This is a genomic window from Flagellimonas yonaguniensis (genome assembly GCF_029193885.1).
GTDB lineage: Bacteria > Bacteroidota > Bacteroidia > Flavobacteriales > Flavobacteriaceae > Flagellimonas > Flagellimonas yonaguniensis.
Genome location: NZ_JARFVB010000001.1, coordinates 938,030 through 959,821, shown reverse-complemented (window position 1 = coordinate 959,821; position 21,792 = coordinate 938,030). Strand labels below are relative to the sequence as shown.

General features: G+C 43.1%; 17 protein-coding genes. 6 read left to right on the top strand and 11 right to left on the bottom strand.

Translation table 11 applies throughout. The annotated features are described in order from the left end of the window. The first annotated feature begins 47 nt into the window (after positions 1-47). From PY092_RS04275 to PY092_RS04265, 3 genes are all read left to right on the top strand, one after another. On the top strand, positions 48-623 hold the full coding sequence (locus tag PY092_RS04275; RefSeq protein WP_275614612.1) for a YceI family protein: 576 nt from the start codon (positions 48-50) through the stop codon (positions 621-623). Further along, positions 604-1,665, top strand: a complete 1,062-nt coding sequence (locus PY092_RS04270; RefSeq protein ID WP_275614611.1) for an LLM class flavin-dependent oxidoreductase — start codon at positions 604-606, stop codon at positions 1,663-1,665. The genes PY092_RS04275 and PY092_RS04270 overlap by 20 nt, the downstream gene beginning before the upstream one ends. A 709-nt stretch (positions 1,666-2,374) precedes the next feature. After that, entirely contained in the window at positions 2,375-3,409 is a 1,035-nt protein-coding gene (locus PY092_RS04265; protein ID WP_275614610.1) for a bestrophin family protein, read from the top strand. A 597-nt stretch (positions 3,410-4,006) separates the two neighbouring features. Here PY092_RS04265 and PY092_RS04260 read toward each other — a convergent pair. After that, positions 4,007-4,756, bottom strand: a complete 750-nt coding sequence (locus tag PY092_RS04260) for an SDR family NAD(P)-dependent oxidoreductase (protein WP_275614609.1) — start codon at positions 4,754-4,756, stop codon at positions 4,007-4,009. A gap of 587 nt (positions 4,757-5,343) precedes the next feature. Between PY092_RS04260 and PY092_RS04255 the strand changes: the two genes are divergently transcribed. Together PY092_RS04255 and PY092_RS04250 are read left to right on the top strand one after the other, a co-directional pair. After that, on the top strand, positions 5,344-5,679 hold the full coding sequence (locus tag PY092_RS04255) for a DUF308 domain-containing protein (protein ID WP_275614608.1): 336 nt from the start codon (positions 5,344-5,346) through the stop codon (positions 5,677-5,679). A gap of 111 nt (positions 5,680-5,790) precedes the next feature. Further along, the gene (locus PY092_RS04250; RefSeq protein WP_275614607.1) at positions 5,791-7,443 is read left to right on the top strand and encodes an ABC1 kinase family protein; all 1,653 of its coding nucleotides are present in this window, start codon (positions 5,791-5,793) and stop codon (positions 7,441-7,443) included. Between the two features lie 34 nt (positions 7,444-7,477). Here the strand turns inward: PY092_RS04250 and PY092_RS04245 are convergent, their stop codons facing one another. From PY092_RS04245 to PY092_RS04215, 7 genes are all read right to left on the bottom strand, one after another. Then, positions 7,478-8,254: a patatin-like phospholipase family protein gene (locus tag PY092_RS04245; RefSeq protein WP_275614606.1), complete on the bottom strand. Its 777-nt coding sequence runs from the start codon at positions 8,252-8,254 to the stop codon at positions 7,478-7,480. Between the two features lie 17 nt (positions 8,255-8,271). Next, positions 8,272-9,696, bottom strand: a complete 1,425-nt coding sequence (cls, locus tag PY092_RS04240) for a cardiolipin synthase (RefSeq protein WP_275614605.1) — start codon at positions 9,694-9,696, stop codon at positions 8,272-8,274. A gap of 754 nt (positions 9,697-10,450) precedes the next feature. Further along, positions 10,451-11,224 carry a patatin-like phospholipase family protein gene (locus tag PY092_RS04235; protein ID WP_275614604.1) on the bottom strand — a complete coding sequence of 258 codons (774 nt, stop codon included), beginning with the start codon at positions 11,222-11,224 and terminating at the stop codon, positions 10,451-10,453. Between the two features lie 43 nt (positions 11,225-11,267). After that, positions 11,268-11,858: a DUF6134 family protein gene (locus tag PY092_RS04230; RefSeq protein WP_275614603.1), complete on the bottom strand. Its 591-nt coding sequence runs from the start codon at positions 11,856-11,858 to the stop codon at positions 11,268-11,270. A gap of 51 nt (positions 11,859-11,909) precedes the next feature. After that, positions 11,910-13,256: a TolC family protein gene (locus PY092_RS04225; RefSeq protein ID WP_275614602.1), complete on the bottom strand. Its 1,347-nt coding sequence runs from the start codon at positions 13,254-13,256 to the stop codon at positions 11,910-11,912. 33 nt (positions 13,257-13,289) lie between these two features. Beyond that, on the bottom strand, positions 13,290-16,400 hold the full coding sequence (locus PY092_RS04220; RefSeq protein ID WP_275614601.1) for an efflux RND transporter permease subunit: 3,111 nt from the start codon (positions 16,398-16,400) through the stop codon (positions 13,290-13,292). A gap of 12 nt (positions 16,401-16,412) precedes the next feature. Continuing rightward, positions 16,413-17,456: an efflux RND transporter periplasmic adaptor subunit gene (locus PY092_RS04215; protein WP_275614600.1), complete on the bottom strand. Its 1,044-nt coding sequence runs from the start codon at positions 17,454-17,456 to the stop codon at positions 16,413-16,415. 134 nt (positions 17,457-17,590) lie between these two features. Between PY092_RS04215 and PY092_RS04210 the strand changes: the two genes are divergently transcribed. After that, positions 17,591-18,478, top strand: coding sequence for a helix-turn-helix domain-containing protein (locus PY092_RS04210; RefSeq protein ID WP_275614599.1), 888 nt, complete (start codon positions 17,591-17,593; stop codon positions 18,476-18,478). Positions 18,479-18,814: 336 nt separating this feature from the next. Here PY092_RS04210 and PY092_RS04205 read toward each other — a convergent pair whose 3' ends face one another. From PY092_RS04205 to PY092_RS04195, 3 genes are read right to left on the bottom strand one after another with little or no spacing between them, the layout of a single operon-like run. Further along, positions 18,815-19,939: an ABC transporter permease gene (locus PY092_RS04205; RefSeq protein ID WP_275614598.1), complete on the bottom strand. Its 1,125-nt coding sequence runs from the start codon at positions 19,937-19,939 to the stop codon at positions 18,815-18,817. After that, entirely contained in the window at positions 19,936-21,042 is a 1,107-nt protein-coding gene (locus tag PY092_RS04200) for an ABC transporter permease (RefSeq protein ID WP_275614597.1), read from the bottom strand. Before PY092_RS04200 ends, PY092_RS04205 begins: the two co-directional genes overlap by 4 nt. Further along, entirely contained in the window at positions 21,043-21,789 is a 747-nt protein-coding gene (locus tag PY092_RS04195; protein WP_275614596.1) for an ABC transporter ATP-binding protein, read from the bottom strand. Positions 21,790-21,792: the final 3 nt, after the last annotated feature.

The following is a 21,792-nucleotide window of genomic DNA, read 5'->3' as shown; positions in this document are numbered from 1 at the left end:
ATGCTTCATCAAAATGTAAATAAATCAATTGATCAAAATAAATAAAGATGAGAAAAGTAGGATTAATTTTATCAATGTTATCGATGCTGGCCTTAACGGCATTCACCATACAAAACCTCTGGAAATCAGATAAAGGGCATTCTGAATTAGGTTTCAGCATTACCCACTTGGGCATCTCTGATGTTTCGGGAACATTCAACGAATTTGAGGCGACCATCAGCAGCAGTAAAGAAGACTTTAGCGATGCCGTTGTCGAAGCTACGATTAATGTAGGATCTATCAGTACCAGAATTGGAGACAGGGATGCACATCTTAAAGGTCCCGATTTCTTTGATGTGGAGAAATACCCTGAAATCACTTTTAAAAGCACCCGTATAAAAAGTGTAGGAGGCGGAAAGTATAAACTCACCGGAGACCTAACGGCTAAAGGTATTACTAAAACCGTAGAAATGGATTTGAACTATAGGGGAACCGTCGAAAACCCAATGACCAAGAAACCGACGGCAGGGTTCAAACTATCTGGGACCATAAAGCGATCTGATCATGGGATAGGTAGCGGGTTTCCGGCCCCTTTACTGAGCGACGAGGTAGAGATTACGGTCAATGCCGAATTCCAGCAGTGATTTGGCCAGGAAATTAGAGTTTGGGATTTCCACTTTTGCCGATGTGATGCCTGACCCGCATACCGGCAAGACCATATCGCAAGCGGAGCGGATACGGCAGGTAGTGGACGATATCGTACTGGCGGATGAATTGGGAATCGATTTTTACGGGGTCGGTGAACATCACCGCCCTGACTTTGCCGCCTCTGCCCCGGCCATCATTTTGGCCGCGGCCGCGGCCAAAACCAAACACATTACGTTGGGAACCGCCGTAACGGTTTTATCCACGAGCGATCCCATTCGTGTCTATCAAAATTTTGCAACCATAGATGCTATCAGCAAAGGACGTGCGGAATTATTGGTGGGGCGTGGGGCGTTCACCGAGACATTTCCCCTATTTGGTTTCGATCTCGACCAATACGATCTTTTGTTTGATGAAAGACTCGACCTGCTATTAAAGGCCAGGGACCATGAATATGTGACATGGAGCGGAAAAACACGCAGTTCCATTGATAACCTCGGTATTTATCCACGTACGGAAAAACCGTTGGATATATCCCTGGCATTGGGCGGTTCGAGAAGCACCGTGATAAAGGCAGGTAAATTGGGGCTTCCGGCGGTATTGGCCATGCTCGGGGGCAATATTGCCGATTTTGGTCACTATGCAACATTGTATCGTTATGCCGCACAGGAAAGTGGGCATGATCCGGATACCCTAAAGTTCAGTATACAAGCGCATGGATTCGTGTTGAACGACAGCAAGGAAACTGCCGAAACTTTTTTTCCCTACATACAACTTTACCGAAACCATCTATTGGCCGATCGTGGATTTCCTCCTTATACGAGGGGTGATTTTGATGAGGCCCGTTCTCCGGAAAAAGGGTTGTTCGTAGGGAGTCCACAAGAAGTGGCCAACAAGATTTTACAACTGCGAAAACAATTGGGCATCGACCGCTTTATCATCCAAATGCCCATAGCGACCATGCCACATGAAATCGTAAAAGAGGCCATTCAAGTATACGCCACAGAGGTAATTCCTCTTGTGAAAAGGCTTTTAAGGTAGCTACCGCCCTATGCATATCAAAACAAATAAATCGTTGTCATTCAATCATTTGAATATTACAACTTCAGGCCCCATAGACCTTGACCCACCCTACTTTAATACTATATCCAAAAACAAAAAAAATCAATCAGCCATGTTTAACCAGTCAATGTTTTCTTACTTCAAAGTATTTAACAAATCCCTTTTCGCTGGCGTTCATGATCCCTTTTCTTAAGCTCTCTACATTTTCGGCTTTGGGGGCATGGGAATGGCCAACCTGCTAATGAGGGTATCCATCCCGAACCCATTCTGGATTTTCCTTTCCCTGCAGTGGTGGTTCCAAATAAAAAAAAGAAAACTGGCTCCCTGAGAAAAAACGACCCCGGATATCAAAAGGAAGAATGGTAAGACACCAATCAATTCAATTACACTTTCTGTATATGGTCTGCAAGAATATATCATTAGGATTAAACTATGGCTCTTGGTTTTTCACATGGTTTTAGACATGCAAAATTCCCGTAGCCCCAGAAATTCCCAAAGTGGTACAATTATAATCCTTACTTGTAGAGGTGAATCCCTTATCTTTTTCCAAATTCCCACTAAATGGAAGGACAGGGAAACCTTTTGACCATTGCATTTGAAGGTGTCCCATGTTATTATTGTACATCCATCTTAAAACACTATCTTGAGACTTGTATCCAACGGTTAAAATCCGTAAGGCTTAAAAACCATGATCGTAACCAAGAACATAAGCTTTGTACGTTTGATGAAAATGACAGGGCACCATTTCCTATGGCTTATCCCATTAATGGGCAGTATTGCCACCTTGTACCATTTTAACCTGATCACTTTCAAAATACCTTGGATTCCTGTATCGGTCATCGGTACGGCAGTTGCATTTTACGTAGGCTTCAAAAACAACCAGTCTTATGACAGGTTATGGGAAGCCCGTAAAATTTGGGGCGGTATTGTCAATGATAGTCGCACCTGGGGTTTGATGGTCGATGGCTTTGTTACAAATCAGTTTACAAAGGACGACGTTTCGGACCAAGAATTAAAGCACATTAAAAAAAGACTTGTTTATCGACATATTGCCTGGCTGTATGCTCACCGCAGTCAATTATTGGTAGCTACTTCTTGGGAACATATTGCGCAGTCAGGGCACATTGGTAGGGCAGCAAAGGAATACCAAAGGAAATTTGGAGTAGGTCTTATTGATGACGAAGAAACACGAAGCAGCCTCAACACATTTTTGGAGCCTGGTGAGCACGATCGTTTGATAAATGCCGTGAATACGGCAACCCAGATTGTCAACGAGCAGTCAAGGGATTTGACCCAGTTAAGGAACGATGGTCTTATCGATGACTTCCGCCATATGGAAATGGTGAACGTGTTGCGCGCGCTATATGGGTTGCAAGGCAAGAACGAACGTATTAAAAAATTCCCGCTACCTAGGCAGTATGCCAATATGAGTCGTTATTTCGTGGGAATATTCATTGCTTTTTTACCTTTTAGCATGGTTCCTGAAATGATGGATGTGGGACAACTTGGCTTTTGGCTTTCAGTTCCGGTGGTAGCTCTAATAGGATGGGTCTACGTTGCCATGGAATTGGTAGGGGATTATTCTGAAAACCCATTTTCCAGTATGGCCAACGATATTCCCATGTTGTCCCTCTGCAGGGTAATTGAAATAGATTTAAGGGAAATGTTGGGCGAAACAAATCTGCCGCCCGCCGTTGAGGCAAAAAAAGGAGTCCTGATGTAGCTAGTAGAGTAAAACGTCAAAAACCAAGGGAATGCCCGAACTATAAAATTGTGCCGTAATTGATTGTCAAACTATTTTAAAGTACAGAATAATAAAAATATTGACTTTTAAGAGCATGGATCGGAATGCGGATAGACCACAATTCGCAAACGATCTTGACAAAAGCAAAAAACGCCACGCCATTGTTTGTATATCCCCAAGAAAAAGACTGCCTTGGACATGTACATTGTCAGAAACAGGTTGCATGATCCTTTCCCTTGATGTCTCTTGCCAAGGAACCAGTGAAAGCCCATCACATAATTTGAAGGGCCCTGCCATACGTCCCGAAGACTTTAGATGCGCAACCGATTTTTTGACTACCCTTTGGTTATATTGACACAAAACACTTCGGTGTAAGGGGTATTTATGGGAATGATGATCATACACACAATATCGATATGACCGAATGTAGTTTTAAGACCATTGAAACCGTGAGGGCATGTTAATCCTTGAAGATAATAGCCATTGTTTCCGAAAGGGCCATGTGCAATTACTGTCATAAAATGAAAGAGGGTCAGGCCATAGAAAGGCCCAACCCCCTCCAATTAACTTACACACTTATTGGGCCAAATAACCACCGTCTATGGGATAGTATGTTCCAGTGGCAAAAGAAGCTTTATCACTCGCCAACCAAAGCACAAATTCGGCAATTTCCTCAACCCTTGCCAAACGTCCGATAGGGTGCGAAGCACCGACTATGTCCTTTTGCTCACTGTCTAAAAAATCAATCATGGAAGTATCGGTGTATCCAGGGCCAACTGCATTTATCCGTATTCCTCGACTGGAATATTCCAAAGCACCCGTTCTGGTCAGGCCAATCACCCCATGTTTAGACGATACATACGCAGAAAAATTTGCTGCACCGGCACTTCCTACAATTGAGGACATATTAATAATGGAGCCACTTCCGTTTTTGAGCATGGCGGGTATTTGATACTTCATTCCATAAAATACGCCAGATAGATTGATCGACAATACCTTGTTCCATGCATTGAGATCATATTCCTCGATGGACTGTACGGGACCAACAATACCCGCATTGTTGACGGCAATATCCAATTTGCCAAATCTTGCCAAAGCCGCATCCACACTTTTTCGGGAGTCTTCGGGATTTGACGTATCCGCTTTCACGAAAATAGCTTCACCTCCGTTGTTTTCTATCGCGTTTACCACATTTTCCCCAGCTTCAGCATTCAAATCGGTAATTACCAATTTTGCCCCGTTCTCGGCAAAAAGCAGGGCCATACTTTTACCTATTCCTTGTGCAGCTCCTGTAATAAGGGCCACCTTGTTTTCCAATGTTTTCATAATTACTAATTCAAATGTTACTTTCCTAAAGTTACTTGATAAAGATGTTTTATAAAGTGACATAAGTCACCCATACTAGAACTGTTCTTCAAGCAGAAATACCATTGCGGACATTATCATTCTGCCGGGGAACTGCCTGCAGCCGTGCCTTTTATTTCCCAACAGTCCTACGACACGGCTGCTTATTCGCTATATTATTCAGGGATCGACCATAAAAAGGCATCATTGTGACCACCCAAAGCAGGGGTATACCCCCCAACAATTGCACCTAATGGCTTTCGTAAGCCAATGCAAGCGATCCCGTAACGCCACTCGTCATGGCCACGTGGCCTTTGTGACACATATTTTGAACGGATTTATGGACAGGATAATAAATCCATTCCGACTTTCTGGATCGAATCGAAAATCGATTATTCTTTATTCGGCCGAAGACTTTTGAAACTGCTTACCGGGCTAACAAGAAAGAAAATGAAATAAAAGTGCAAAACAGCTATTTTTTAGCGAACTTGTAAAAAAGATGAAACCACTTTTATAAATAAACTGCCCAGAGGTAAACCTCGAGGAGTTCTTTAAAAATCAAACAGAACATGACCGCATTACTTCAAAATTCAGAGCCCACAGTTAGATATAGGCTCCTCCCCTTTATCGCAGGGATTGTTTTCATAGCTTTGGGCCCATATGTTTTAATCGTCCCCATTGAAACATATTTAATCTTGGTCCCGGTTTTTTCCACAACATTCGTTGTTTTGAGGGCCACCGATACTTATTTTGCCGTTTCGAATCGAAGGGAAATGAAGGAATGGGCGTGGAAACCGATCAGCGGTATTTCGGGAGTCCTTATCGGAACCTATTTGCCGATCACCCCGATTCTGGGCATGATGTTGCTTTCTTTTATGATCGGAATATGGAATATTCAACCGTGACTAAAGCCAGGGCAACTGATAGGACGGGCTACGGGCCAAAAGGATTAGAACGAACGATACTGTATCGGCACATCCCTTAAAAGTATCCAAGACCAACCTATAGATAAAAAAATGAAGGAAAATTCAAGAAAACTAAAAAGAACCGTAAAGGTGGTGAACATCTTGGCCAAGTACGGTTTCGAGGATACCATGGCCCGGTACAACATTGGAAAATGGGTCCCGCTGAAATCGACTGGGAAAAACAAAACATCGGACAAAATCCTTTCTTGTTCAGTCTACGAGCGTATCCGAATGGCCGTGGAGGAACTGGGGCCTGCCTATGTTAAATTGGGACAACTCTTCAGTGACAGGGACGATGTACTTCCCATTGCCATGACAGACGAGCTAAAAAAACTTCAGAGCGATGTGGCCCAAGAACCATTGGATGTCCATGAAAAGATTACCAATGAGCTTGGTATAGACCCTGCCGATTACTTCCATATCATCGAGAATATCCCTTTTGCCTCGGCCTCCATATCCCAGGTATTCAAGGCACAATTGCTGAACGGCGAATGGGTCATCTTGAAAATAAAGAGAACTGGTATAGAAGAAATCATAGCGGCAGACCTTTTGATCATGAAGGACTTGGCCAGAATGTTGGGAAACCATAACGACGAAATAAAGAAGATAGGACTTTTGAACATGGTCGAGACCTTTGAACAGTCCATCAACCGTGAGCTCTCATTTTTACAGGAAATAGACAACGTCGAGCGCTTTACAAGGGATTTTCGGGGAAATGAAGACATCTATGTACATAAGACCTATAGGGAGTTATCCAACAATAATATCCTATGTTTGGAATATATCGAAGGTATAAAGGTGTCGAATGTAGGGCATTTGCTCCAAGCGGGTTTCGATCCCAAAATGGTGGCCCGTGTCGGATACGACCTGTATATGCAACAGGTTCTCGAACATGGGTATTTCCATGCCGATCCGCATCCGGGCAACATACTGGTGACCTATAACGGTCAGATATCCTTTATCGATTTTGGGATCATGGGGACGATGTCCCCCCCGGACAAGGAACTAATTGAGGATTTTACGCAATACCTTGTCCAAAAAAACGCGTCCGCCCTGATTACCACCATCAAGAAGATGTCACTGGAGCATTCCATAGAAAATGACAGACAATTGGAACGTGATATCCATGACATGTTCGGGTTGATCGATCAATCTTCCCTGAAAAGCCTTGACATAGCTTCTATTACAAAAAAGCTGAAAGCGATTTTCCGAAAAAATGGAATGGAATTTCCACAACATGTATACCTCTTGATCAAGGGTATCGTACTTATCGAGGGTATCGGCAGAAAACTGGATCCGGACTTGAACATTCTTGAGCTTATGCGCCCATACGCCTCGCAAATCGTACAAAAGCGGATTTCCCCAAAATACCGAATCCTTAAAGGGCTCAAAAATTTCAGGAACATTACGGAAACCTGGACGGAAATGCCCGGGGAAATCATGGACCTGATCCAAAAAATAAAGAAAAATGCCCTTATCATACACCACCAAGTGGACGGCCTGATGGAGATAAAGACTTCGTTGGACCGTTTGGTGCTGGCCTTGATCATTTCGGCCCTATCGATCGGTTCCTCAATTTTGGTATTGGCTGACATGCCCCCAAAGGTATACGGTGTTCCACTGCTGGGGTTTGTGGGGTTTCTGATTTCCTTTGTGCTGGGAGTCGGGATTGTGATATCCATGATACGAAACAGGAACCACTGATCATGGTCCCGGGCGTAAAGGACCTGGGTTTGACTCAATCCATGGCAAACCCGGATTCTTCGAGCACTTTTTTTGTTTTGGCATAGCCTATATCGAAAATCACTTCCAAGTCTTTCATGTTGAAGGTGCTATACTTGCTGAGTTCCTCTGGATGGACCACCAGATCACACTCCTTGAATTTTTGGATGGAATCTGCCGCCATCTTTATTTTATATGATCTTTCCAGTACGCTATAGGCGCTGTTCAAATCCTTTGTCCCAATTTTTTTCAGGGGGTTTACATATATCCCCAAAATCCTATCACAGGATAACCGCAAGGGTTCTATGGGAAAATTGTTCAATACACCACCATCCACATAATACGACATTCCAATCCTGGTCGGGGTAAAAACCCCGGGGAAGGATGCCGAGGCCAATATGGGGCGGATGACCTCGCCGGAGTCAAAAATCTTCAACGTGCCCTCCATGACATTGGTCCCTGTTATGAACAACTTTTTTTTGAGGGCCCTGAAGTTATCCTCTGGGAGCAGCTTTTTGAAATCGGGATAGAACTTTTCCGTGTCGATGAACCCAGGTTTTCCTCTGGCATATTTTTGCGGGTGGAAGATGGGAATCGTCTTGAAGAAATCCAATATTTGGGTCAATTCTACCCCACTTGCATAAAAAGCGCCAACTACGGCACCAGCACTTGTACCCGAAATATGGGTAGGGAATATACCATGTTCCTCCATGGCCTTAATGGCACCTATATGTGCTACTCCACGGGTACCGCCCCCTGATAAAACCAACCCGATGTTCATGTTTTTTTTCATATATGCTATTCTATTGGTCACAGGACTGGGCTGAACACTTTGGCCATCCCTTCCTTTAAACGATCCATCTTCGGTCTTTTAAGGTATTCCTGATAATCGACTTGAATGCTTTTTTTACAATCCTCCAAAAAATCATCTCTCAGCTTTTCCGAAAATTCCCTTTCATAGACCAGAACGTTCACCTCGTAGTTTTGTTCAAAACTCCTAATATCCAAATTTGCGGTCCCGATAGTGGTCACCTGGTCATCACAGACGATGACCTTACTGTGCAAAAAGCCATCCTGAAACAGAAAAATCTTGGCTCCTACCTCCAACAGGTCCTCAAAATAGGAACGCACTCCCCATTTTACCACAGCACTATCCGAAGCTTCGGGCACCAGCAGCCTGATATCAACCCCACCAAGGGCCGCAACCCGCAATGCTTCCATCAGGGCATCTCCTGGGATGATATAGGGATTGGTTATATACACATATTTTTTAGCCATATTGATGATTGAAAAATAGAGATGGTGGATTGCGGCAAAATCGGAGTCCGGTCCACTGGCAATGATCTGGGCCACCGAGTTGCCCATATCGGGTGGGGTCGACAAATACTTTGGGGTCAACATGTCATCGGTACTGCTCACAAAGCTCCAATCTACCGCAAATACTGCCTGAAGGCCATTTACAATGGGCCCTTCCAATTGTAGGTGCATATCATGCCAAACTCCCAGAGCCGGGTCACCTTTGATATATTTGTCCGATACATTGATTCCTCCTGTAAAGGCAATCAGACCATCAACAATCACAATTTTTCTGTGATTGCGGTAGTTGATGGATGAAAGTAAACTGCCCAAACGCATCGGCAAAAACCCATATACCTTGATTCCGGCCCGTTTTAACGATGCTATGTATTTTTTCGATAGGGCCCTGCTTCCCACCCCATCATATATAAAGTGTACCTGCACGCCTTCCCTTGCCTTGCGCTCGAGGATTGAAAGGAACCTATCTGCCAGTTCCCCTTCCTCAAAGATGTAATATTGGATATGGATGAATTTTTCGGCAGTTTCAATGGCATCAAAAATAGTATCAAATGTTAAAGGGCCATCTTTTAACGGCGTCAACCGATTGCCCATGAGCGGTATGGAGCTTGAACTTTTGGTAATTGCCTTTACCAATTTGATATGGTCCTTGACAGATACAGGGGCTTCGATATGTGCATTCTCATAGTAGGTTTCCACCTTTGCCAAATATTCGGAAACGGCCTTGGTCTTCTTCAATTTGAAGAATTTGTTCTTTTTCCTGTTTCGCCCAAAGGCCAGGTACAGAAGAATGCCACTTACAGGAAGTGCAAAAATGGCGAGCAGCCATGCCAGTGTTTTGGTCGGTCTTGCCCCATAGACCAACAGCCTAATGGCCGTCGCCATCGTAAGAAGTAAATATAAAATCAATGCTACTTCCATAGCTACATATGCATTTTTTCCACCATACACCGAAGGAAAGCCTATTTTCCTACTGTCATCCGCGACTCTTTGGGCCTTCCATTGTTCGCCCTTTTTATCAGGATACCGCTTTCACGGCAATAAAACCCCCATCCCCTTCCAATTTATTTTCTGTAGTCATATCCCAAAAAAAATTCATTGAAATTCCCGTCCTTAACCGGGTAACCGAAATCCAAGTTTACATTTTCAAAATACGAAAGAATTGTGGAATACACGATAGCATCCTTGACGAGGTGTTACTTTTTCCGTTTTGTACAATCCAATATTTTGGAGCTTTCCATTCCATTGAGGCCTTGGTATATGCTTTTTCATTGTTGAGAATCTCAACGTCTACCCTTCACAGGGCGGTACGCTCGAAAGGAATATCATATTTATGACTGAACCTTGACCTTCCCCATCCTATTGATTCCATCACCATCAACGATTGCGACAAGTGGCTTTTATTCGATCCACGATTGTCTTTGGCCGGATATGGTAACACCAAGAAGCCTTTGCCCGAAATCAAAATACTTGCCGGTAAAAAACAGCAAAGCTCATTTAAACATCATTTTTATTGCATTCCTAAAACCCAGAAGAGGAAGCAGGAATTTTTAAACATTCCAACCCAAATTTTTAATCGGACTGTTCTTGACCCAAAATGGTATTGCCTTTCCCGAACAACATAATACAAAAACAGTAGCTTATAAAAAAACCTCTGGTAAAAAGCCAGTTCAATTCAAGGTTCCTGTGTACCATAAAAACTGGATTTCAGCAACAGTTCCTTGGTGTTTGTATATCCAATTTCAAAAACCTCATCAATACCTTGTTTTTGAAAGGTGCTATATCCATCAAGTCTATCAGGATGGACGACCAAATCACAATGCTTAAACTTTTCAATGGAATCATAGGCCATTTTAATCTTATAAGATCTCTCCAACACATTATAGGAATGTTTGAGGTCTTTCGTACTTATTTTTTTCAATGGGTTTACGTATACGCCTATTATTCGATCACAAAGGAGCAACAAGGGTTCCACTGGAAAGTTGTTCAAAATACCTCCATCAACATAGAGATGGTCGTTGACTTTGGTAGGGGTAAACATCCCTGGGAAGGACGCCGACGCCAATATGGGTCTTATGAGCTCTCCCTCTTCAAAGATGGACGGTGTTCCATTTACAACATCGGTGGCCGTTACGAACAATTTCTTGTCCAAGGCCATAAAATCATCTTCGGGCAGCATTTTTATAAATTCCTTATAGAACTTTTCACTATCAATAAACCCAGGTTTTCCCTTTGCATATTTTCCACCTTGAAAAATCTGTGTTGTCCTAAAGAAATCCAGAATTCCCTCCCAACCAATGTTGTTGGCATACAGGGCCCCGACTACCGCGCCTGCACTGGTGCCCGAAATATGGGTGGGAACTATGCCGAATTCCTCCATCGCCTTTATCGCCCCAATGTGCGCCACACCCCTCATGCCACCTCCTGAAAGTACCAGACCAATATCCATAACTACTATCTTTATTTTCTGTTCTTGTACATTTCCAACCAGTTCAATCCCTAGCCATGATAGTGAATGCCACAAGACCACTTATTGAAGCACTTTTCAGCTTACCGTCTTGGTAACTGTAGATATTCTCCCTTCCCTTTGAATTGATTTTTTTATAGCTATGGTTACCCAATGGGATGATGGTGTTGATGCTGCCATCCATTTCAGAATAACAATGTTCGATCCCGGCAGGTTCCCTGAAAAAGAGCAGAATAGTGGAATAAGGTACCTTGTCGTTAAAAGATAGTTCCTTTTTGCCATTCTTAATTATCCTGTATTCCGTACCGTTCCATTTCGTATAAGCTTCCGCATGTGGTTTTTCATTGACCAAAACATCAACATTCGATTCAAAGAGGTAACCATCCTCGTAGGTGACCAAGTATTCATAGTCGACCTTGAGCTTTTTGAGCACCTTCACTTTGACCGAGGTATCACTGGAATATTGTGTCTGTGGCCCCATCGGATCTATGGCCGCCCTTAGGGTGCCCACCATGGAGTCTTTCATATAGATATCAAAATAAAGAACCCTGCCTTCCGAGGGTTTATGGCTGACAGCACTCAACAAAAACCAGATTGTGATGAAGTGTGAAAACATAAAATTCAGTTTTATGGATAGGTTACAATTTAATCATAATCTTTTTAATGACTACCTGGCCGTTAGAAGCAGATAATCGGTCACGGCCAGTTTGTACCGGTTTTTTGCCTCTATAAGTTTGTCCTCCGTCTCCGCCTTCAGCGCACGGGCCTCCAATAGATCGGATAGCTGGATCAATCCATTGTCATAACTGTCTTGGTTGACCCTAAGGTTTTCGGTTGTCTGCTCCAATATGCTTTTCGTCAACTGTATTTTATCATATGCCTCGTTCAGGTCCACCCAAGCTTTCTCCATCTGCAGGCGAAGCAGGCCCTTGTTTTCTTCCAAGTTGTTCTTGGCCATGGATTCACGTATCCTTAACTCCTTCAGCTTGTGATTACCGCCCCACCAATCCGAAATGGGGATTGTCAATGAGGCAAACGCCAAACCATTGAAAGTGCCATCTACACCACTTTCCAGCTGATCTAAGTAATATCCTGAAATTCCTACGCCCAATGTGGGCAGATAATTGCCGTTTTGCATTTTCTTTTGAAGTCCGGTTGCATCAACGGACTTTTCGAGTAACTGGTATTCGGCCCTATTTGGCAAAGCATCCCCCGTTGGGATGTAATAGCTGTCCGGCAAGGAAAGCTCTTCCAAGTTCCCCTCCAATAGGAGTGTAGGTCGATATTCCAATCCTATGGTCTGACATAACTGCATAAGGGCCAGCTTCTTTCCATTCTCCAACTGTATTTTGGTGACCTTCAGTTCCTGCTGTTTGATGCTCACCTTCAAAAGATCGTTTCTGATGGTAAGCCCATTCTCATAGGCATTGTTCACCTGATTATGGAGCCTGTCCAAAAAGTCAAGGTAACTGTCAACGGTTTTTTGCTTTTCCTGAATGACGATCACTTGCCAATATTGTTGTTCGGTCTTTAGTATGATATCATTCTCTGAAAGTTTCCGTTGCATTTCCTTAACCTCAATATTGAGTTCAGCCAGACGATTGCCTGTCTTTATCTTGCTTCCGGCATACAATGGCTGTTGTATGTTTACAATTCCCAAGGCCATCTGATTGAACAACCCTATATTGACATCGGGCATATAGGCGTACTGTAATGGGTTGGCCAGATTTGCCGGGGTTCCATCATATACGGGCAAATCCCCACCTTTCATCCCTATTTCCAATAATGGGTCCATAGCCTTCATCCCGAACGCACTGGCACTTATTTTTGGAAAGTAATTGGTAAAGGCCTCCTTTTTGGTCTCCCATGCTGCGTCCAATTCCAATCTACTGTTTTTTACGTTCCCATTATTTTCCAGGGCCATCGCTTTACTTTCCTCCAAGGTCAGTCGCATCTGTCCGTTTAGGTTGAGCATTGAGCCCAATCCCAGAACAAGAAAAACAAAACACTTCATGAATATAAAATTTCCTCTCATTTTAGAATTGATTTATTGTGCCACGGCCATCCCTTGGTGTTCCTTGTCCTCTTTCCTATACGCTAGCCAATATATAAGTGGAAGCATGGTCAGGATGAATAACATGGATACCAGTGTGCCAAAGAAAATGACAGTACCCATTGGTGCCCACAAAGGGCTTTGGCTGATGATCATGGGGATGACCCCCATCGAAGCGGCCATCGAGGTCAAAAGGATAGGTCTCATCCTTCTTTCGCCCGCCTTCAAACAAGCTTCTTTGACCGACAGATTGCCTTTTGCCCTTAATTCCTCCACATAGTCGTACATGATGATCCCATTACGGACTATGATCCCGATCAGACTGACAAGCCCAAGAACCGAGGTAACACTGAAAGCCATGTCCATCACCATCAAACCCAAAGCGGCTCCAATGAAACTGAATGAAGTCGAGGCGAATACCAAGGATGCAAGCTTGATTTTTTTAAAGTGGAAAACCAAAATAAAGAATATGATGCCCACAGAGATCAATAGACCACTTGCTATTTTCGGCAAGGTTTCCATAGTGTCTTCCTTGGTTCCCCCATAGGCAACCGCAATGTTCCTGTCCGTGATTTCTGCCTGTAACCCATCCATGAGTTCCTCTGTGCGCAGTTGAATGGGGTCTATCTTAAAGCCTCTTTTAAGATCTATATATACAGAAAGGGTACGCACCCCGTTTCGCCGTACGATCTGTCCTTCATTCCAACCCGTACCAACGTTAGCGATTTGTCGCAAAGGAATGGCCGGGGAAAACAGACCAGAAACATATTCATTTTCCACATCGCCCGCCAATGGGTCCTTATGGCCTTCCCATTTTGATTTCAGCACGACAGGCAATTGATAATCACCTTCCCATACCGTTGTTATGGGCACACCACCAAAGCGTGAAGCCAACCCAACCCCCAATATCCCCTCTGAGACCCCTAAACGATTGGATTCAATGGGGTCGAGGGCCACTGTGATATCGGGAAGGATTTCTTCATAGTTCGTATAGACCCGTATCGGTTCATCCCAAGAATTCGCCTCTGCTTGAATTTTATCCGCTATTGCTTTTAGGTCACCGATATTGTCACCGCTCAATCGTACTTCAACATCGGCATCAACCCCAGCTTGGTAGTCCATTTGTTTAAATTTCACAAAGGCATTGGGATAGTAATTGGCATATTTTTCCGAATATTCATCCAGCATCTCGACGGTGGCCTCACTTGATTCGGTATTGACAATGAACTGTGCAAAATTAGGACCTCCAATCTTTGGGGCATAGGTGGTATGGAAACGGGGGGATCCCGTTCCCATGAAAGTAGTAAGGGAGGTCACCCGCCCATCCTGTTGCAGCAATTGCCCCATGGCATGGGCCACCTCCTCCGTTTGCTGGAGCGAATTTCCCTGTGGCAGATATATTTCCACGGCAAATTGATTTCGCTCGGCTATGGGCATAAGTTTTAAGGGAAGCTTGGCGAACATGAAAACCCCCAATACTATGAAAAGTACCCCGAGACCCATTGATACCAATGGATAACTGAAGACCGTTCGCAAGGTTTTGTCATAAGAAGATTGGACGTGGTCCAAAATACTCTTTTTCTGCTTGTCTCCATCCGTCGTTTTATGGAGACCCTTGGTCACAAAAACATACTGGAGGTAAGGGACAAGGAAAACCGCAACAATCAAGGAAATCCCCAATGTGATCAAAATGGTCCAAGGGAAGGCCTTTACAAAATCGAAGAGCTGACCGGTAAAGGTCACCAAGAATGGAAAAAAGGTAATGCCTATGGCAAGGGTCGCAGAGAAAATTGCTTTAAAGTATTCCTGTGCACTCTCAATAGCGGCATCATGACGGGGTATGCCCTCATCAATTTTTTCCAGATAACTGTCCACAATGACTATGGAATTGTCCACAATCATCCCAAGCACCACGACCAATGCGGCCAATGTAACCGTATTCAACTCAATGCCAAAAGCGAACATCAGTGCCAAAGAAATGAAAATGGTTATCGGAATTGTGGATGCCGCTACCCCAGCTACTCTGATAGGAAGTAACACCATGGTCACCAAAATCACTGCTAGGATGGCTATTCCCAGCTCTTCGAGAAATGTGTTTATGGATGCCTCCACAACTTTGGGCTGATCGGCGATACGAAAAATTTTCACGTCATCGGGAAGTGTCCTTTCAAATTCCTCTAAAACCTCATTTACGTCCTTTCCATATTCCACAATGTTATATCCTTCCCTCATTTCACTGGAAAGTATCAGGCTTTTATTGCCATTATTAATGGTATAGCTCGTAGCCTTTGGGTATTCCCGGACCAGCTGCGCCACATCTTTTAGCCGTATGTTGTTTCCCTGCGGATCGGAATACACAATCTGTTCCTCCATATCCCTTTCAGAGTTAAAAGGGCGTGTGATATGAATGGGGACCACCATTTCATCATTGTCAATTGTCCCGGAGGGACCGATCATCCCCTTGGAAAGCAGCGTTTGGTACAAGGAATAGATATTGATGCCATAACTGGCTATTTTTTCCTTATCCACGTAGATACTTAACTGTTCGTTTTGTAGACCATACCTTCTAAGATTCGATACGGACTCGACTCTACGCAGCCTATCCTCAAGATTTTCGAGGTAATCCTGCAATTGTCTATAGGTTTTGGTATTGGATTCCAGAGCGATCAGTAGGGCCGATGTATCCCCAAAATCATCATTGGCGATCAAAGCCAGCACCCCGGAGGGCAGTTGGGCCTTGAAACTGGACAGCCCGTGCTTGATCTTGGACCACACCTCATCTTTATTGTTGACCTCATCATTAAGTTCAACAAAGACGTATACCACCCCGTCCCTGGATTTGGAATAGGTTTTTGATTTTTTGACCTCCTTGTAGGTGAACAGGAATCTTTCGAGTGGTTTTGCCACCTGTTCCTCTACTTCCCCAGAGGTCGCCCCCGGGTATACCGCGACCACCACCCCTTGCCGAATGGTAAACACCGGAAACTCTTGCTTGGGCATTTTATATAGGGCGAACACTCCACAAATGACAAGTATTCCGGTAAGGAGCAAAACAATTTTGTTGTACTTCATAGCCAAGGCTATGGGGCCTTTATGTTCTTTCATAGGATCCCTTTTTTAATTTTTAACGGTTACCAACGCTCCCTCACTGATGTTTTGGTAACCTTCAACGATCAGTTCGTCCCCAACCTTCAACCCGCTGATTACCTGCACCCCATTTTCAAAAAGCCCCCCCAACTCCACTTGTTGGTATACGGCCCTGCCTTCCTTGCTTTTGACCCATACAAATCTTTTTCCCGAATATGCTACCTGAACCGATTTAATGGGAACAACGATCCGGTCGGCCGCTTCATCCTGGCCTAAATATGCCCTGCAGACCATACCGGGCATGATCTTACCTTCAGAATTGTCAACATTGACCTTGATATCATAGGTATGCGAAACCGGATTTGCGGCAATACCCTTTTCCGTTACCGAGCCAAAAAACATTGCATTGTCCAAGGCCGAAATTTTCAGTTTACAAGAATCACCGACATTAATATTGGATATTTCCCCTTCAGGAATGGGTATCCTTGCCATAACTTGGGTCAAGTCCATTACATTATATACCGGGGTATTCGGCAACACCCCTGCGCCCGGCTCAAGATAACGGGTACCGATAATACCGGAAAAGGGTGCTTTCAAAGTGCCATCACGAAGATTTTTTTTGGCAATGGCCTCGCTTGCCCTTGCCTGCTCCAATTTTGTTTTGACATCCACATATTGTATTTCGGGAATACTGTTTCTTTGGTACATCGCGGACATTCTTTCGTAGGCATCCTCCGCTTGCTCGTAGGCCGCCAATGCCAGTTCATGTGCACTCTTGAAAGATGATGCATCCAATTTGGCCAAAGGCAAGCCTTTGGCCACTTTTTCCCCTTCCCTAACATACATCTGTTCAATATTTCCCGCAACTAAAAAACTGATATCAACCGTGTTCAGGCCTTCCATCGTACCGATATATTCCTGGGCGGTTATCGCGCTATCCGCCGATATACCGAGTGTTTTCACAAACACGGCCTTGTTCTCTTCCTTTTTCGTATCTTTTGTATTACAAGAAGTTGCGACAAAAACGGCAACTAAAACGATAAATTTGATCCTGTAAATGGCATTTGTATTCATAGGGTTGAAATGTTTGCGTTCCTCCAAGCGGCAAAAATTGTCATAATAAATAGATCATATAAAACCGATATTGCCCCTTTACTGTTCAAAATATCGCTTTTTATTACTTACTTCGCCCATAGAGAAAAGGTGATATGGAAAACGGTTACAATAAGATTTCACTTCAAAATTTTGCCAGACAGATCAATGTTGGCACAATCTCGGAGAACAAGGGGCTTGCCGTGTCGATAAAGCCATCCACGGTACAGGACCATAACTTTGATTTTAACTACCCCCATATTGTGGAGGGCATCGCATTCATATTATGTGTAAGGGGCCATGGGAGGATACTGCTCAACCTGAATGAATATACACTGGATAAAAACAGCCTTTTGATTGTACTTCCAAACAATATTCTTCAAATCAAGGAGCAAGAAGAACTTGAAGCCGAATTTCTTTTTTTCACCTTTGATTACATTTCCAACCTTAAGCTGAACCAAGAATTAGGGAGCATTGCCAATGACCTTGGAAAGGGGCAATGTCTTAAAACCCCTAGAGCAGATTTTGAAGACCTGCTCATGTTCCATAAGTTGGTTGTGAAACAAATCAATGGAAACGATATTTACAAGGAAGATATCGTCAAAAATCTGGTATTTACAATCGTATATCGAATCTTGCAGATCAATGCCGTGAGTGCCACTTCCAATGAAAAGGAGCATTTCAGTCGTAAGGAAGAAATCTATACAAAGTTCATTTCCCTATTGTTCAAACATTACAAAATTGAACGGTCCATACAGTTTTATGCAGGTGAGTTGTTCATAACACCAAAGTATTTTTCCAAGGTCATAAAGGAAGTCAGTGGGCATTCAGCGTCCAAACTTATAAATGACATGGTAATCATGGCGGCCAAATCCCTTTTGAAGGGATCGGACATGACCATAGCCCAGATCGCGGATGAGCTGAATTTTGCCAACCCTTCCTTTTTTGGAACATTTTTCAAAAAGGCAACCTGCCAAACCCCCAATCAATATCGAAATCTTTAAAGGGGTCCGTGATGGACTTTACAAGTAAGTCCATAATGCACATAGGCTCTCGCCTCCACTGATAAGTTGAAGTTCATCCCCAACCCAATTCAATGGGCACCCCGGAAAGAAAAATTGCGTGGGTTAAAAAGATTGAGAGCAAAGGCCATTGTAGCATAACCATGTGACCAGGCGGATAGCTTCCTGATCCTGCAAATACTCCAGTGAAAACAACAACACCACTCTTTAACCAGTAGGAAAATCCAATATCTTAAATACAATGAACCAAGACCAGAGTACACCAGAAAGAACCATTACAAACAACGCATCTTTCCAACCCATCTAAGTGTACACTCCTTAAGATGTCTTCCTGTAATTGGCTATTGCCCAAAAATTCAAAACAACAGCAAAACCCATCATGATCAAAAAGTGGTTTTGTATGTGTCTATAACCGCTTCCTTTAAGAACAACCATACGCATAACTTCGATAAAATAAGTCACAGGATTACCCTTGGCTATCCACTTTGCCCATTCGGGCATTGACTCTATGGGTGTAAAAAGACCACTCATCAAAATAAAGATCATAACAAAAAAGAAGGCGACCGACATAGCTTGCTGCTGGTTTTCGGCATATGTTGAAACTAAAAGACCAAAGCCAAGGAGTGCTACTAGGTACAAAGCCAAATAACCATAGAGCAAAAGGATGTTTCCAATTGGCACTATGCCATACACCCCCCAGGAAATTACAAAAAACCCAATACTAAAAACGCCCATCCCAATTATCCAAAATGGTATAAGTTTGCCCAGAACATAAACATGTTTTTTTATTGGCGTCACATTGATCTGTTCAATGGTCCCAATCTCCTTTTCCTTAACAATGTTCAGGCTACACATATAAGCACCTATCATAGTAACAAGGATTACAAGTATGGCAGGAACCATGAATGTTTTATAGTCTAAATATGGATTGAACCAATTGGAGTTGACAACATCAATTCTTTTCAATGCTTTTTTCCCATCAAAGGAGTGGTCCAATTCCATCACAATATTTTTATTGAACTCTTTAAGGATAGTACTTAAATAGCTCCCCCCCAGACCCGCTTTTGTACCATTTATTGCATTTATGGCGATAAAAACCTTTTGCACCCTGTCCCTGTTTAAATTTCTTTCGAAATCATTTGGGATTTCAAGTATTAAATCCGCCTTATTCCTTTCAACTTCAGAAAGTGCTCTTTTATAGGATGAATCGTAGTCGACGAGTTTAAAATAACCGGAAGAGATAATCATGGAAATCAGATCTCTGGAAAAGGTGGACTTATCGTGGTCGACAACATATACATTGATATTTTTTATTTCGTAATCTGCCGCCAAAGGCAAAATCAACAATTGTATCAGGGGCATTAAAAAGATCATGGGCAACAAAGTCCGGTTCCTAAAAATCTGCTTGAATTCCTTTACCAATAAAAATCGCAATGTTCTCATGACATCCTTATCTTAAATTTCTTGAAACTTATGATCAATAAAACAATCGTCATGCCCATTAAAATGGTTGCTTCTTTCCAGATTGCAGTGATACCTACCCCTTTGATCATTATGGCTTTGACCATATTGTAATACCATTTGGAAGGAACTATGTTCGCGAACCATTGAAGTGGCAAGGGCATATTTTCCAATGGAAACATAAAACCGGAAAAAAGCACGGTGGGAAGCATCATTCCCATAAGGGATATCAACATGGCAGCTTGTTGGGAATTTGTACTATTGGAAATTAACAAACCAAGCGAGAGGGCACATAAAATAAAAATACTGCTCATGGTATATAACAAAACCACACTTCCTTTCAAGGGCATACCCAAAAGAAACACACTCATAATGACTATGACTGTAAGATTGATCAAGGATAGAAAGAAATAGGGTATGGCTTTTGAAATTATAATGACAAAGGGTTGCATGGGGGAAACCAATAGTAGTTCCATGGTCCCTTTTTCCTTTTCCTTGACTATGGAAACCGAGGTCATAAGCACACACACCAATAAAAGGACCAATGCCATGACACCGGGAACAAAGTTGGTGGTCCCTTTGAGATTGGGATTATAGAGCATGCGCACTTCGGGAACAATTTGAACTGGAAAACCCAGCGAGATGTTCAAATCCTGTTGGTAATCATTGATTATCGATGAAACGTAAGAGGTCAAGGTCGATGCTGTATTGGGATCTGTAGCATCAGCAATTACCTGTATTTGGGATACATGGTCACTAGAAAGTTCCTGTTGTAACTTATTGGGAAAAACAACCGCCAGTTTTATATCGCCTCTTTTAAAATACTCTTCTATTTCCGCATTGTTGAGTAAAGTGCTTTCAATTTCAAAATACCGGGATGCGGACAATTTTTCGATAATTTGAAACGACACTTCGTCCCTAGCATGATCGGCTACCACAATTTTTGAGTTCTTGATCTCATTGGTCAGTGCAAAGCCAAACAATACTATTTGCGCCACCGGTAGGCCGAACAGTAAAAGCAAGGTTTTGTTGTCCCTGAACACATGATAAAACTCCTTTCTCACAAATGTTACAAACCGTTTCACCTAATCTGATTTTCTTTTTGCCGTGCGAGCCAAGTTATAGAAGACTTCATCCATGCTGTCCACCCCATGCCCTTGCTTTAAATTTGAAGGGCTGTCCAAAGCAGCTATATCCCCGTCCACCATCATGGAAATTCGATTACAATATTCTGCTTCGTCCATATAATGGGTTGTGACAAAAACCGTGATGTCATTTTTCACGGCCTCGTATATCAAATCCCAGAACTGACGTCGCGTTATCGGGTCCACCCCGCCTGTGGGTTCATCCAAAAACACGATGGAAGGTTTATGGATAACAGCAACCGAGAACGCCAGTTTTTGTTTCCAGCCCAAAGGCAGGGAACCGACAAGCTGATTCGCCTCAGATTGCAAACCCAATGATTCGATCAACCGTTTGGACTGGAATTTTAGTTCACGGTTGCCCAAACCATAGATCCCTCCATAAAAAGTGATGTTCTCTTTTACCGTTAAGTCTTCATAGAGTGAAAATTTTTGACTCATATACCCTATTTTGGTTTTTATCTTTTCGGTCTGTTTGTACAAGTCAAAACCAGCAACAGTTGCATCCCCCGATGTTGGGCTCAGCAGGCCGCACAACATTCTCATAGCTGTTGTCTTACCAGCGCCGTTTGCCCCCAGAAATCCAAATATTTCACCTTTGTAAACATCAAAGGTTATCCCATTAACAGCCGTAAAATCCCCAAATTTTTTTGTCAGTCCACTAACCGATATAACCTTTTCTTTCTCCATATG

Coding starts and splice junctions, on each gene's coding strand:
- PY092_RS04225 (WP_275614602.1), bottom strand. CDS start 13,256: ATGAAGTGTTTTGTTTTTCTTGTTCTGGGATTGGGCTCAATGCTCAAC.
- cls (WP_275614605.1), bottom strand. CDS start 9,696: ATGGAAGTAGCATTGATTTTATATTTACTTCTTACGATGGCGACGGCC.
- PY092_RS04255 (WP_275614608.1), top strand. CDS start 5,344: ATGACCGCATTACTTCAAAATTCAGAGCCCACAGTTAGATATAGGCTC.
- PY092_RS04260 (WP_275614609.1), bottom strand. CDS start 4,756: ATGAAAACATTGGAAAACAAGGTGGCCCTTATTACAGGAGCTGCACAA.
- PY092_RS04265 (WP_275614610.1), top strand. CDS start 2,375: ATGATCGTAACCAAGAACATAAGCTTTGTACGTTTGATGAAAATGACA.
- PY092_RS04275 (WP_275614612.1), top strand. CDS start 48: ATGAGAAAAGTAGGATTAATTTTATCAATGTTATCGATGCTGGCCTTA.
- PY092_RS04220 (WP_275614601.1), bottom strand. CDS start 16,400: ATGAAAGAACATAAAGGCCCCATAGCCTTGGCTATGAAGTACAACAAA.
- PY092_RS04235 (WP_275614604.1), bottom strand. CDS start 11,224: ATGGATATTGGTCTGGTACTTTCAGGAGGTGGCATGAGGGGTGTGGCG.
- PY092_RS04230 (WP_275614603.1), bottom strand. CDS start 11,858: ATGTTTTCACACTTCATCACAATCTGGTTTTTGTTGAGTGCTGTCAGC.
- PY092_RS04210 (WP_275614599.1), top strand. CDS start 17,591: ATGGAAAACGGTTACAATAAGATTTCACTTCAAAATTTTGCCAGACAG.
- PY092_RS04250 (WP_275614607.1), top strand. CDS start 5,791: ATGAAGGAAAATTCAAGAAAACTAAAAAGAACCGTAAAGGTGGTGAAC.
- PY092_RS04245 (WP_275614606.1), bottom strand. CDS start 8,254: ATGAAAAAAAACATGAACATCGGGTTGGTTTTATCAGGGGGCGGTACC.
- PY092_RS04270 (WP_275614611.1), top strand. CDS start 604: ATGCCGAATTCCAGCAGTGATTTGGCCAGGAAATTAGAGTTTGGGATT.
- PY092_RS04195 (WP_275614596.1), bottom strand. CDS start 21,789: ATGGAGAAAGAAAAGGTTATATCGGTTAGTGGACTGACAAAAAAATTT.
- PY092_RS04215 (WP_275614600.1), bottom strand. CDS start 17,456: ATGAATACAAATGCCATTTACAGGATCAAATTTATCGTTTTAGTTGCC.
- PY092_RS04205 (WP_275614598.1), bottom strand. CDS start 19,939: ATGAGAACATTGCGATTTTTATTGGTAAAGGAATTCAAGCAGATTTTT.